Source organism: Methylobacterium sp. WL9 (genome assembly GCF_008040035.1).
Classification (GTDB): Bacteria; Pseudomonadota; Alphaproteobacteria; order Rhizobiales; family Beijerinckiaceae; genus Methylobacterium; species Methylobacterium thuringiense.
This window is the reverse complement of record NZ_VRVE01000104.1, coordinates 1-13249: the sequence shown is the minus strand read 5'-3', so window position 1 is coordinate 13249 and position 13249 is coordinate 1. Positions and strand designations below refer to the sequence as shown.

Below are 13249 nucleotides of genomic sequence, written 5' to 3'. Positions count from 1 at the left end.
GGCGCGATGCGCGGGACCGCTCCGGCCGCGTCGGCCCGCACGGCGCAGGCGGCCTTCGGGGGAGGGGCTCAGCGCACGGCTCTGGTCTCGGCGGCCAAGGCCTCCCCAGTCATGGGCAAGGCCGCCCCGGCAGTGCGGACCGCCGCGACGATGCCCTCGAACGACAAGCTCGCCATGGCCCGACTGCTGTCCGCCTCGACGGCCAAGGCATCCCCGGCGGGCAAATCCGCCGCGGTGACGAAATCCGCCTCCGGTCCGGCCGGTCGCCGCTCGCACGTGGCCGGCGTCTACTAAACCTCTGCGGCATCCCCGCGCGTTTTCCCCGCGCGGCGTCCTAAGACATTTACTGGAAACAATCCGGCTGTTGTAGATCGTCCTCCGAAACGGGGTCGTGAAGGCAGGGCGGATGGGACTCGTCCAGTACGCGCTGAAATTCCGCATCACGACCTACGTGCTCGCCGTGCTGATGATGCTCGGCGGTGCCGGCGCGATCCTCGTCACCCCGAAGGACGTGCTGCCCACCGTCGACATCCCGGTGGTGGTGGTGGTCTGGACCTATACCGGCCTGTCGACGCCGGAGATGGAACGGCGGATCACGACCTATTCCGAATTCGGAATCTCGAACAACGTCAACAACATCGCCCGCATGGAGTCGACCACGCTCCAGGGCACGGCGGTGCTGAAGATCTATTTCGACCAGAGCGTCAGCATCGACCTGGCCATCGCCCAGGTCGTGTCCTCGACGAACTCGATCCGCGCCCTGATGCCGCCGGGCGTGCAGCCGCCGGTGATCGTGCGGTTCTCGGCCTCGTCGGTGCCGGTGATCCAGCTCGCGCTGACCTCCACCAAGGACAGCCTGAACAAGGTCTACGACTACGCCCAGTACCGCATCCGCCAGCGCCTGACCCAGGTGCCGGGCTCGACGCTGCCCTCGCCCTTCGGCGGCGCGCCGCGGCAGGTGATGGTCGACCTCGACCTCCACGCGCTCCAGGCGCTCGGCATCACGCCGCTGGAAGTCACCAACGCGGTGACCTCGGGCAACCTGACCCTGCCCTCGGGTCTCGCCAAGTTCGGCGAGCAGCAATACCCGGTCCAGCTCAACGCCACGCCCGAGACTATCGCGGCACTCAACGAGATCCCGATCAAGGTGGTGGCCGGCCAGCCGGTGCTGGTGCGCGACGTCGCCCATGTCCGCGACGGCGGGCCGCCGCAGGTCAACATCGTGCGGAGCGAAGGCGCGCCCTCGGTGCTGATGCGGGTCCTCAAGAACGGCACCGCCTCGACCCTCGACGTCGTCAACAACCTCAAGAAGGCGCTGCCCGACATCCGCGCCGCCGCCCCCGAGGGCATGAGCGTCAAGCCGTTGTTCGATCAGTCGGTCTTCGTCTCGGCGGCGATCCACGGGGTGCTGGAGGAGGCGCTGATCGCCTCGGCCCTGACCGGGCTGACGATCCTGCTCTTCCTCGGCTCGTGGCGCTCGACGCTGATCGTGCTGATCTCGATCCCGCTCTGCATCCTGACCTCGCTCGCGGTGCTCGCGGCGCTCGGCCAGACCATCAACGTGATGACGCTGGGTGGGCTCGCGCTCGCGGTCGGCATCCTCGTCGACGACGGCACGGTGGCGATCGAGAACACCTACCGGCTGTTCGAGGAGGGCAGGCCATTTCGCGAGAGCGTGGTCCATGGCGCGGCCGGCATCGCCAAGCCCGCGCTGATCTCCACGCTCTCGATCTGCGCCGCCTTCGTCTCGGTCTTCGCGCTGACCGACATCCCAAAATACCTATTCACGCCGCAGGCGATGGCGGTCGTGTTCGCCATGCTGACCTCCTATCTGCTCTCGCGCACCCTGGTGCCGCTGCTCATCGACGTGCTCGTCGCGCGCGAATACGCCCAGCACCACGGCGTGGAGCACGAGAAACCGAAGAGCGGGCGCCTGCGGCGCGCGCTGTCGCTACCGATGAAGCCGGTCTTCTGGATCGCCGGCAAATTCCGCCGCGGCTTCGAGCGGCGCTTCGATACATTCCACCGGGGCTATGTCGGCCTGCTGCACGTGGTGCTGCGGCGGCGCATCGCCACGCTCGCGGTCGTCGGCCTGATCCTGGCGGGCACGGCCGGGCTCTTCGGCTTCGTGGGCCAGGACTACTTCCCGCAGGTCGAATCGAGCCAGATGACCATGCACCTGCGCACCCGCACCGGCATGCGCATCGAGACCGCCGAGCAGGTTTTCGCCGATGTCGAGACGGTGGTGCGGGAGGTGATCCCGCCGGGTGAGGTCGAGCTGATCCTCGACAACATCGGTATCCCGTCGAACAACTACAATTTCGCCTTCTCCGACGGCTCGTTCGTGTCCTACAACGACGGACAGATGCTGATCAATCTGAAGGAAGGCCACGGTTCGGTGGCCGAATACACCAAGCGCCTGCGCGAGACGCTGCGCGAGCGCTTCCCCGATCTCGTGGTCTATTTCCAGCCCTCCGACATCATCACCCAGATCCTGAATTTCGGCGTGATCGCGCAGATCGACGTCCAGGTCTCGGGCCGCAACATCGAGAAGGATCTCGAGGTCGCCCAGCGGATCGTAGCGCGGCTGAAGGAGACCAAGGGACTGACCGACGTCCACCTCCACCAGATCGTCAACGAGCCGCAATTCTACGTCGACATCGACCGCCGTCAGGCCTCCGAGCTGGGCCTCAGCGAGCAGCAGGTGGCGCAGAGCATCAACGTCTCGCTGTCGGGCTCCTTCCAGGTGACGCCGAACTTCTGGACCGACCCGAAGACCGGCATCCCCTACCAGCTCTGGGTGCAGACGCCGGAATACCGCAACGCCTCGCTCACCGACCTGCAGAACACGCCGCTGCTCGTGCAGGGCGGCGGCCGCGACGGCCCGGGCGTGCTGACGCTGCTCTCCAGCGTCTCCTCGATCAAGCGCATGCCGACGCAGACCGTGATCAACCACGTCAACACCTCGCCGACCTTCAACGTCTACGCCGCCGTGCAGGACCGCGACCTCGGCTCGGTGGCGGGCGAGATCGACCGGATCGTGCAGGAGGAGCAGAAGAATCTCGCGGCGCCCGACAAGATCGTCGTGCGCGGCCAGATCGAGAACATGCGCTCGGCCTTCTTCCGGCTGGAGGTGGGCCTCGGCATCGCGCTGATCGCGGTCTACCTGCTGATGGCCGTAAACTATCAGAGCTGGGGCGATCCCTTCGTGGTGCTCGCCGCCCTGCCGCTCGCCTTCTGCGGGATCACCGCCGGCCTGTTCATCACCGGTACCGCCTTCTCGATCCCCTCGCTGTTCGGGGCGATCATGTCGGTGGGCATCGCCTCCGCCAACTCGATCCTGCTCGTCACCTTCGCCAAGGAACACCGCGAGGCCACCGGCTGCACGGCCTTCGAGGCGGCGATCGCGGCGGGCGAGACCCGCCTGCGGCCGGTGCTGATGACGGCCGGCGCGATGTTCCTGGGCCTGATCCCGATGGCGATCGGCTCGGGGGAGGGCGGCGAGCAGAACGCGGCGCTCGCCCGCGCGGTGATGGGCGGCATCGCGCTCGGCACGCCCGCGACGCTGCTGTTCGTGCCGTTTCTCTACAGTCTGCTGCGCCGCGGCGCGGTGAAGCCTATCGAGGATTACGTATGATCCGGTGCAGGCTCGCTGCAACGATGGCGTGCGCATCCCCTCTCCCCGCGTGCGGGGAGAGGGAGAGCGCGCACCGAGGGGTGTCTGGCCTTTGGCAAAGGAACTGATGTGAGCGGGACCGAAGACGATATCCCGCCGCCGCCGGGCAAGGGACCGTTCCTGTTAGTCGCCCTCATGGCGCTCGGCCTGTTGGCCTATGGCGGCTACGGCCATTGGCAGCGCGATGCGGCTGCCACCGAGAGCCGCCGCAAGGTCATCGAGCAGGTGCCCAAGCTCCGCGCCGTCACTGCCGAAAAGATCGATACGCCGGTCGCCCTGACGCTGCCGGGCCAGACCGAGGCCTTCGCCACCGCCCGGATCTTCGCCCGCGCCACCGGCTACATCGCCGAGCGCAACGTCGATATCGGCTCGCGAGTGAAGGCGGGCGACCGCCTGCTGCGCATCGCCGCCCCCGACCTCGACCAGCAGCTCGCCCAGCAGGAAGCCCAGCTTGGGCAGCTCCGCGCGCAATTGCTGCGGGCCAAGGCGATGGTCGATCAGGCCAAGGCCAATGTCAGCCTCGCCCAGGTCACCAACTCCCGCACCTCGACCCTCGCCGGCCAGGGTTGGGCCTCGAAGCAGAACGCCGACAACTCCCAGGCGAGCGTGCTGAGCCAGAACGCCAACCTCGCCTCGGCGGAGGCCGACGTGAAGGTGGCCGAGGCCAACATCAAGGCGCAGCAGGCCACAGTCGACCGGCTCAAGGCGCTCACCGGTTTCGAGATCGTCACCGCGCCCTTCGACGGCGTGGTCACCACACGCAGCGTCGATGTCGGCGACCTCGTCACGGCCGATGCCGGCAGCGGCACGCCGCTCATCGCCATGGTCCAGGACGACGTGCTGCGCATTTCGGTCAACGTGCCCCAGAACGCCTCCGTCGGCGTGAAGCCCGGTATCTCCGCGACCATCAAGGTGCCGCAGATGCCGGACCGCAGCTTTTCCGGCACGGTCGAGCGCAGTTCGGTGGCGCTGCTCTCGGCCTCGCGCACGCTGACGACGCAGGTCGACGTGCCGAACAAGGACTTCGCGCTCCAGGCCGGGCTCTATGTCTACGTGACGCTGCAGATCCCGCGCACGGCGCCCTCGGTGCGGGTTCCGGCGGAGGCGATGGTGTTCAACCAGCGCGGCACCCAGGTCGCGGTCGCCACCCCCGACGGTACCCTGTCGTGGCGCAACATCCACATCCGGCGCGATCTGGGCGCGACCATCGAGGTCGACGAAGGCCTCGACGGCCACGAGCGCGTCGTGATCAGCCCGCCGCCGGACATCCGGGACGGCCAGAAGATCGAGCTCCAGCCGGAGAAGGACGACGGCAAGCCGATGCAGGCGGCGCAGCGTTAGGCGGGGAGCGGTCAGGACGTCGCAGGCGTTACCATTCCCGAGGCTCGGATTCGATCAGCGCGGGAATTCGCTGTATACTCAAGCTTCAGAGGGGCCTGCCAGTTGCAGGCGACGCGCGAGAGACGACCATGCGTGCCGGACCGGCTTTCCAAGCGATCCTTTCCCGCACGGCAGCGGTGCTCGTCACCGTCTTCTCGCTATCGGCGGCCCCAGCGGGCGCACAGACCTTCCAGACGGCCGCGCCCCACGCGATCCTGATCGACGCCGAATCCGGCGCGGTGCTGTTCGAGAAGGCGCCGGACGAGCCGTTCTCTCCGGCCAGCATGGCCAAGCTGATGACCACGGAACTGGTCTTCGGCGCTCTCAAGGAGGGCCGGCTGACCATGGATTCCGAGTTCACGGTGACCGAGGACGCCTGGAAGCGGGGCGGGGCCGGCGGCGGCGGTTCGTCGATGTTCGCGCAGGTCAACAGCCGCATCAAGCTGTCGGACCTGCTGCGCGGGCTCATCGTGCAGTCCGGCAACGACGCCGCCATCACCATCGCCGAGAACATGGCCGGCACGGAGGAGGCCTTCGCCGGACTGATGAACCAGAAGGCCAAGGAGATCGGGCTGACGCGCTCGACCTTCCGCAACGCCACCGGCTACTCGGCCCCCGACCAGAAGGTGACGGCGCGCGACATGGCACGGATCGCCGCGCACATCATCGACACCTATCCGGACCTCTACAAGATCTTCGCCGAGCGCGAGTTCACCTGGAACAAGATCAAGCAGCAGAACCGCAACCCGCTGCTTACCCTCGACATCGGGGCCGACGGTCTCAAGACCGGCTACCTCGAGGAATCCGGCTACGCGCTGACCGGCTCGGCGGTGCAGAACGGCCAGCGCCTGATCATGGTGCTGTCGGGCCTCAAGACCGCCCGCGACCGCGCCTCGGAAGCGCGCAAGCTCATGGAATGGGGCTTTCGCGCTTTCGAGAACCGGCAGGTCTTCCAGCCGGGCGAGACCGTGGCCGAGGTGCCCGTCTTCGGCGGCGAGAAGGGCGCTGTGGCGGTCGTCGCCAAGAAGCCCGTGCGCCTGTTGCAGCCGCGCGGCTCCACCGAGCGCATGAGCGCCCGCGTCATCTACCAGGGGCCGCTCGTCGCGCCGGTGGAGCAGGGCAAGCGGATCGGCACGCTCCGCGTCATGCGCGGCGAGACCATCGCCCTCGACCAGCCGCTCTTCGCCGCGGAAACCGTGGCCCAGGGCACGCTCACTCAGCGCGCCTTCGACTCGGCACTGGAGGTCGGCGGCGATCTGGTGCGCAAGGCCTTCGACAAGGCCAAGGGTGGAGACAAGAGCGCCGGCGCCTCTTGAACCGTGGACGGGCAGCGGCATCGCAACACCCTGCCGGTCATGCTAGAGGCCTGAGGGCATGACGAACGACGCACCCGAAGCCGCCCTTGAGGGCGTCTTCATCACCTTCGAAGGCGGGGAGGGTGCGGGGAAATCCACGCAGATCCTTCGCCTCGCGACCCATCTGCGCGAGCGCACCGGCCGCGCGGTGGTGACCACCCGCGAGCCAGGAGGTACGCCGAAGGCCGAGGCGATCCGCGAGGCGGTGCTGGCCGGCGCGGCCAAGCCGCACGGGGCCTTCGCCGAGGCGCTGATGTTCTCCGCCGCCCGCATCGACCATCTCGACCGGCTGATCCGCCCGGCCCTGTCCCAGGGCGCGGTCGTGCTCTGCGACCGCTTTTCGGACTCGACCCGCGCCTATCAGGGCGCGGCCGGCGGCGTCGGAGAGAGCGTGCTGCGCGCGCTCGAGCGCGTGGTGGTCGGCGAGACGCATCCGCACCTCACGCTGATCCTCGACCTGCCGCCCGAAACCGGCCTCGCCCGCGCCCGCAAGCGCGCCGCCGCTTCGAACGGGGAGGGCGAGGCCGATCGCTTCGAGGCCGAGGCGCTCGGCTTCCACGAGCGCCTGCGCACCGCCTTTCGCGCCATCGCCGAGGCCGAGCCGGGGCGTTGCGCCGTGATCGATGCGACGGCGGAGCCCGATGCCGTGGAAGCGGCGATTCGCGAGGCGGTCGCCGCCCGCCTGCCCGCACTCTCCGAGGACCGGAAGGCTCGCGAAAATGCCGCCTGAACTCGCACGCGAGACCGCGGAAGCGGGCGATCTCCAAAACATTCCCCGCCCCCGCGAGCAGAACCGCCTCGTCGGTCACGAGGCGGCGGAGGCTGCCTTCGAAGAGGCCATGCGCTCCGGCCGGCTGCATCATGCCTGGCTGATCGGCGGCCCGCGCGGCATCGGCAAGGCGACCCTCGCCTACCGGGTCGCGCGCCGCCTCGTCGCCGACCCGCGCACGCTCGGTAACCCTGAGAGCCTCGACGTGCCGCCGGGGCACCCGGCCGCGCGTCAGGTCGCGGCCCTGTCGCACCCGAACCTCGTGGCGCTCAGGCGCGTCCAGGCCCCCAATGCCAAGACGTTGCCGACGAAGATCCCCGTCGAGGCGGCGCGAAAGGCCCTCGACCTCTTTGCCGAGACGGCGGGCGGGGAGGGGGGCTACCGTGTCTGCATCGTCGACAGCGCCGAGGACCTCAACGCCAACAGCGCCAACGCGCTTCTCAAGATGGTCGAGGAGCCGCCTCCCCGCGCGCTCTTCCTCATCGTCAGCCACGCGCCGGGCCGCCTCCTCCCGACGATCCGCTCGCGCTGCCGCAAGCTCAGCCTGCGGCCGTTGGAGCAGGATCAGGTCGAGGCGGTGATCGCGGGGTTTCCGGCGCCCTTCGCGCAGCCGGAGCTGGAGGCGATCGCGCGGGCCGCCGCGCTCGGCGAGGGCTCGGTCTCGCGCGCCGTGGCGCTGCTCGATTCCGCGACGGCCGGCGTAGTGCGCGAGGTTCGCATGCTGTTGTCGAGCCCGCACGATCCGGACTGGCGCCGCATCCTGAAGCTCGCCGACACGCTCTCCGGCCGCGATGCCGACGAGCTCTTCGCCACCGCCCTCGACACGCTGCAGCGCTTCCTCTCCGGCGAGATCGACCGCCGCAAGGGAGAGGGGGCGGCGCGCCTCCTCGGGCTCGTCGAGGCCGCCGACCGGATCGGCGCAAAGGCGCGCGAGGCGGCGGTGTACAATCTCGACCGGCGGCCGCTGGTGCTGTCGCTGTTCGGCGAGGTGGCCGGGGCGATGCGCCAGGCTTGATCTGAAACGCAATTTTCCGAAGCCGCTTGGCGGCTTCGAGGCGCGAAGAGCGCCGCGCGGAGTGGGCTTACCGAGACGGTCGTCTTGGTATGCGTCGAGCGGAGCGAAAGCCTGAGCCCGCGGATGCGGGCGCCGGCGACTGAGGCTGAGCGACAAACCGAGGCAGGCGCTGCCAAGCGCTTGCCTCGCTTGATCGTCGGTTGCGTCGGCAGGCCGGCCGCGCGACAAGGCGGCTTCCCGATCCCGCTCCATTCAGCGATCCCGAAAGCCTCCAGACGTGAGCGACACGGCGCAGCGCAGCTTCAGCATCACCACGGCGATCTCGTATCCCAACGGGATGCCGCATATCGGCCATGCCTACGAGGTGATCGCCACGGACGCGATCGCGCGCTTCAAGCGGCTCGACGGCTACGACGTCCAGTTCACCACGGGCACCGACGAGCACGGCCTCAAGATCCAGCAGGCCGCGACCAGGGCCGGCACCACGCCGCGCGCCTTCGTCGATGACATGGCCGCGCGCTTCAAGGGCATGGCCGACGCGCTGAACTGCTCCTACGACCGCTTCATCCGCACCACCGAGCCCGAGCATTACGCCGCGGTGCAGGAGGTCTGGCGGCGCATGGAGGCCAACGGCGACATCTACCTCGCCAAGTATTCCGGCTGGTACTCGGTACGCGACGAGGCCTATTTCGACGAGGCCGAGACGGTGCTGCAGCCGGACGGCACGCGCCGCACGCTCAAGACCGACACGCCCGTCGAGTGGATGGAGGAGGAGAACTTTCTCTTTCGCCTCTCGGCCTATGAGGATCGGCTGCTGAAGCTCTACGCCGAGCAGCCGGACTTTGTCGGGCCCGATACCCGCATGAACGAAGTCGCGAGCTTCGTGCGCGGCGGACTCAAGGACCTCTCGATCAGCCGCACCACCTTCGACTGGGGCGTGCCGGTGCCGGGCCATCCGGCGCACGTGATGTACGTCTGGATCGACGCGCTCACGAATTATCTGACCGTCACCGGCTTCCCTGACGAGACCGATCCCCGAAAGAAGTACTGGCCGGCGGATCTGCACGTCATAGGCAAGGACATCGTCCGCTTCCACGCGGTCTACTGGCCGGCCTTCCTGATGTCGGCGGGCCTGCCGCTGCCGCGGCGCGTCTTCGGCCACGGCTTCCTGCTCTCAAAGGGCGAGAAGATGTCGAAGTCGCTCGGCAACGTCGTCGACCCGATGGATCTCGTCTCGACCTACGGCGTCGATCCGGTGCGCTATTTCTGCCTGCGCGAGGTGCCGTTCGGCGGCGACGGCAGCTACAGCCACGAGGCGATCATCAACCGCATCAATGCGGACCTCGCCAACGACCTCGGCAACCTCGCCCAGCGCTCGCTCTCCATGATCGCCAAGAACTGCGAGGGCGCGGTCCCCGAAGCGGGTGCGTTCACGCAGGCCGACCAGACCCTTCTCGCCGCCGCCGCGGCGCTGCCCGAGACGGCGAGAGGGCTGATGAAGGACCTCGCCCTCCACCAGATCCTCGCCGAGATCTGGACGGTGGTGGCTGACGCCAACCGCTACTTCGCCTCGGAAGAGCCGTGGCGGCTGAAGAAGTCCGATCCGGCGCGCATGAACACCGTGCTCTACGTCACGGTCGAAACCCTGCGCCGCGTCGGCATCCTGGTACAGCCCTTCGTGCCGAATGCGGCCGGGGTGCTGCTCGACCTGCTGGCCGTGCCGGTGCAGGCGCGTCTCTTCGCGCAGGTCGGCGAGGCCCACCGCTTGCAGGCCGGCACCCCGTTGCCGGCACCGAGCCCGATCTTCCCGCGTTTCGAAAAACCCGAGGCGGCCTGAGGCCGTCCGCTCAGAGGATGTGAAACAGCCGATCCATGCTGGTCGACAGTCACTGCCATCTCGATTTTCCCGACTTCGCCGAGGACATCCCCGGCGTGATCGCCCGCGCGGAGGCCGCGGGCGTCACCCGGATGCTCACGATTTCGACGCGGGTCGCTAAGGCCGAGGCCTATCGCGCCATCGCCGAGGCGCATCCCCAGGTCTGGTACACGGTGGGAACCCATCCCCACGGCGCCGCCGAGGAGCCGGACGTTTCCGCCGAGACCCTCGCCGGCCTGACGCAGCACCCGCGTTGCGTCGGCATCGGCGAGGCCGGGCTCGACTATCACTACGAGGAGGCGGCCCCGCAGGCGGTGCAGGAACGAGTGTTTCGCGCCCACGTCACCGCGGCCCGCGCCACCGGCCTGCCGCTGGTGATCCATTCGCGCGATGCCGACGCGCATATGGAGGCGGTGCTCTCGGACGAGGTCAGGCGCGGCCCGTTCAAGGCGATCCTGCACTGCTTCTCCTCCGGTGCCCGGCTGGCGCGGGTCGGGGTCGAACTCGGCCTCTACCTCTCCTTCTCCGGCATCGTCACCTTCCGCCGCTCGCACGAACTGCGCGAGATCGCGCTCGCGGTGCCGCAGGACCGGATGCTGGTGGAGACCGACGCGCCGTTCCTCGCCCCCGAGCCGCATCGCGGCCGCCGTTGCGAGCCCGCCCACACCGCCGACACCGCCCGCTCGCTGGCCAAGACCCTCGATCTGCCCTTCGAGACCCTGGCCGCGCAGACCACTGAAAATTTCTATCGGCTGTTCGACAAGGCGGCCGCCCTGGAGGGCAGGACGGCATGAGGAGCGGACAACGCAGATGCCGTCCCTGACCCTGCGCATCCTCGGCTGCGGCTCGTCGGGCGGCGTCCCGCGGGTCGGCTACGGCTGGGGCGCCTGCGACCCGAACGACCCGAAGAACCGCCGCCGCCGCTGCTCGCTTCTCGTCGAGCGGCAGGAGGGGGAGGGTACGACCACCCTTCTCGTCGACACGTCGCCCGACCTGCGCGAACAGCTCCTCGATGCGGGCGTGGGCCGGCTCGACGCGGTGCTGTTCACCCATGCCCATGCCGACCACACCCACGGCATCGACGACCTGCGCCCGCTGGTGCTGACCATGCGCCGGCGCATTCCGGTTCATGCCGACGCCTTCACCCAGTCCCTGTTGAGGACCCGCTTCGGCTACGCCTTCGAGACGCCGCCAGGCAGCCTCTACCCGCCGATCCTCGACATGCACGCCTTCGACGCGGCAGCGACGGTGACGGTGGACGGGGAGGGCGGTGCGATCGAGGCCCTCCCCTTCGCGATGGAGCACGGCAACGAGGAGGCGCACGGCTTCCGCTTCGGGCCCGCCGCCTACGCCCCCGACGTCAGCCTGATGCCCGAGGCCGCCAAGGCGCGGCTCCAGGGCCTCGACCTGCTGATCGTCGACGCCCTGCGCGAGACCCCTCACCCGTCGCATTACTCGGTATCGGACGCGCTCGCGCTGATCGAGGAGGTCGCGCCGCGCCGCGCCATCCTGACCAACCTCCACACCGATCTCGACTACGAGACGCTGGCGAAGAAGCTGCCGCCGGGCGTGGTGCCGGCCCATGACGGGTTCGGTGTGGTCGTGGATCTGTGATCCCGACGGCCTCGGCCTTCGGCAAGCGCGACTGCGCGCCGCCGCCGGCGCGGCGGACCTCCTCGACGCGGGGCATCGAGGACACTCGAGAAATCAGGGGTTCGCCCGCAAAAGCTCCGGGCGAAAGAACAATCCGGCCTTGAGGCTGTCGCCGATCCGGTTCGCGCGCTCCGACAGGATCGCGGCGATCTCCGGTGCGAAGGCCTCTGCCGCGGTCTGCGAAAACAGCCCGAGCCAGCGCTCGAAATGCGCCAGGCCGAGGCCGCCGATCGCCTGATGCTTGCCGAACGGATTGCCCTTGTAGCGCCCGCTCTTGAGCAGCACCGACGACCAGAAATCGCGGATCTTGGCGAGATGGCGCGGCCAGTCGCCGTCCGCGATCCGTGCCGCGAACACCGGCCCGATCACGGCGTCGCACCGGACCTTGGCGTAGAAGGCGTCGAGGAACAGGCCGAGCGTCTCCTCGGTCAGCGCCTCGTACGGAGCGCGGGGAGGGGGCGTAGACACCCCTTCCCGATCAGTTTCGGGCGAGCGAGGGCTGGACCAGGCCGGCGCCGGCCAGGATCTGCACCGCGGCGGCTTTGGCGAGCTGGCGATAGCCGGCATCGGTCATGTGGAGGCCGTCCGGGCCGATCATCTGCTGCGGCGTCATCAGCCCGCGGGTGACCCAGGCGCGCATCATGTCGTGGCGCGGGATCACCGGCACGCCGAGTTCGGCCGAGAGCTCGTGCAGGGCCTCGCCGTACTCGGCGGCATTCGCGACGCCGCTGAGCCGCTGGCACCATTGCTGGTCCATGAGCACCACGTCCGAGCCGGCGGCCCGAATCGCCAGGATGCCCGCGCGGGTGAGTTCCTTGAAGCGCTCCACCGGCACGCCCTTGAGCGGATCGTTGCTGCCGGTCTGCCAGACCACGAGGTCCGGATGCTCGGCGATGACGTCGCGCTCCAGGCGCCCGGCCATGTCCCGGGCATCGTCGCCGCCCTTGCCGCGGTTGATCACCGTGACCGACCGGCGGCTCGACGCGCCGATCTGCAGGCGATCCTCGAGATCGGTCTCCAGCAGGGCCGGGTAGGTGGCCGCCGGCGAGGAGGCGCCCGCCCCCGCGGTCGAGGACGAACCGAAGGCGACGATGCGGATGTCGCCGTCCTTGCCCAGCAGTGAAGCCAGCCGCGCCAGCTTGATCGAGACCCGCTCGGACGCCACGCGCTGCCGTTCGACGGCCCGCGGCGTCGCCGTCGGCGCGAGATCCGGCTGCGCCAGGGCAGGGAGCCCGGCAGCGGTCGCGAGCAGGGCCAGACCGAAACACGAGAAGCGCAGGGACATCAGCATCGGATTCGAGGGCTGGGATCGCCGGGAAGCGTGTCGGGAGGCCATAAAGGGAGGCCATGACGGGAGATTGTGACATTAGCGCGAGCGCCGCCGAAGCGTGGCTGCGATTCAATGTGAACGATTGCTTTGCGTGCGACCTGTGCCGATGCGGCGACACCCCCAGCGGACCGCCTTCCAGGCCCCCTGCCCCTGAAAATAGAGGCTTAGGTTCCATAATATATCTTATGCGAATGG

Annotated in this window: 10 protein-coding genes and 1 pseudogene; 9 read left to right on the top strand and 2 right to left on the bottom strand. The window is 68.9% G+C overall.

The window, feature by feature from the left end; translation table 11 throughout:
- The 9 genes and pseudogenes from FV217_RS23065 to FV217_RS20110 all read left to right on the top strand — a co-directional run.
- Positions 1-294 (top strand): annotated as a pseudogene (locus FV217_RS23065) (hypothetical protein); the annotation flags it as partial.
- A 112-nt stretch (positions 295-406) separates the two neighbouring features.
- Positions 407-3637, top strand: coding sequence for an efflux RND transporter permease subunit (locus tag FV217_RS20145; RefSeq protein WP_147819244.1), 3231 nt, complete (start codon positions 407-409; stop codon positions 3635-3637).
- 108 nt (positions 3638-3745) lie between these two features.
- Entirely contained in the window at positions 3746-5017 is a 1272-nt protein-coding gene (locus FV217_RS20140) for an efflux RND transporter periplasmic adaptor subunit (protein ID WP_238232091.1), read from the top strand.
- Positions 5018-5145: 128 nt separating this feature from the next.
- Positions 5146-6372 carry a D-alanyl-D-alanine carboxypeptidase family protein gene (locus FV217_RS20135; protein ID WP_147819242.1) on the top strand — a complete coding sequence of 409 codons (1227 nt, stop codon included), beginning with the start codon at positions 5146-5148 and terminating at the stop codon, positions 6370-6372.
- Positions 6373-6430: 58 nt separating this feature from the next.
- A complete protein-coding gene (gene tmk, locus FV217_RS20130; protein WP_147819240.1) occupies positions 6431-7141 on the top strand; it encodes a dTMP kinase in 711 nt (236 codons plus the stop codon).
- Positions 7131-8195 carry a DNA polymerase III subunit delta' gene (locus FV217_RS20125; RefSeq protein WP_147819238.1) on the top strand — a complete coding sequence of 355 codons (1065 nt, stop codon included), beginning with the start codon at positions 7131-7133 and terminating at the stop codon, positions 8193-8195. The genes tmk and FV217_RS20125 overlap by 11 nt, the downstream gene beginning before the upstream one ends.
- Before the next feature lie 277 nt (positions 8196-8472).
- On the top strand, positions 8473-10032 hold the full coding sequence (gene metG / locus FV217_RS20120; RefSeq protein ID WP_147819236.1) for a methionine--tRNA ligase: 1560 nt from the start codon (positions 8473-8475) through the stop codon (positions 10030-10032).
- Positions 10033-10067: 35 nt separating this feature from the next.
- On the top strand, positions 10068-10865 hold the full coding sequence (locus FV217_RS20115; protein ID WP_147819234.1) for a TatD family hydrolase: 798 nt from the start codon (positions 10068-10070) through the stop codon (positions 10863-10865).
- Between the two features lie 16 nt (positions 10866-10881).
- Entirely contained in the window at positions 10882-11685 is an 804-nt protein-coding gene (locus tag FV217_RS20110) for an MBL fold metallo-hydrolase (protein WP_147819232.1), read from the top strand.
- Positions 11686-11778: 93 nt separating this feature from the next.
- Here FV217_RS20110 and FV217_RS20105 read toward each other — a convergent pair whose 3' ends face one another.
- Positions 11779-12192 (bottom strand): group III truncated hemoglobin, encoded by a 414-nt coding sequence (locus FV217_RS20105; RefSeq protein ID WP_238232089.1) that lies wholly within the window; start codon positions 12190-12192, stop codon positions 11779-11781.
- A 10-nt stretch (positions 12193-12202) separates the two neighbouring features.
- Complete coding sequence (locus FV217_RS20100; RefSeq protein ID WP_147819230.1) at positions 12203-13009, bottom strand: SGNH/GDSL hydrolase family protein; 807 nt, start codon at positions 13007-13009, stop codon at positions 12203-12205.
- Between the last annotated feature and the right edge of the window lie 240 nt (positions 13010-13249).

Excerpts from the sequence above, each read along its gene's own strand:
- FV217_RS20145 (WP_147819244.1), top strand. The coding sequence starts at position 407 with ATGGGACTCGTCCAGTACGCGCTGAAATTCCGCATCACGACCTACGTG.
- FV217_RS20135 (WP_147819242.1), top strand. The coding sequence starts at position 5,146 with ATGCGTGCCGGACCGGCTTTCCAAGCGATCCTTTCCCGCACGGCAGCG.
- tmk (WP_147819240.1), top strand. The coding sequence starts at position 6,431 with ATGACGAACGACGCACCCGAAGCCGCCCTTGAGGGCGTCTTCATCACC.
- FV217_RS20125 (WP_147819238.1), top strand. The coding sequence starts at position 7,131 with ATGCCGCCTGAACTCGCACGCGAGACCGCGGAAGCGGGCGATCTCCAA.
- FV217_RS20115 (WP_147819234.1), top strand. The coding sequence starts at position 10,068 with ATGCTGGTCGACAGTCACTGCCATCTCGATTTTCCCGACTTCGCCGAG.
- FV217_RS20110 (WP_147819232.1), top strand. The coding sequence starts at position 10,882 with ATGCCGTCCCTGACCCTGCGCATCCTCGGCTGCGGCTCGTCGGGCGGC.
- FV217_RS20100 (WP_147819230.1), bottom strand. The coding sequence starts at position 13,009 with ATGTCCCTGCGCTTCTCGTGTTTCGGTCTGGCCCTGCTCGCGACCGCT.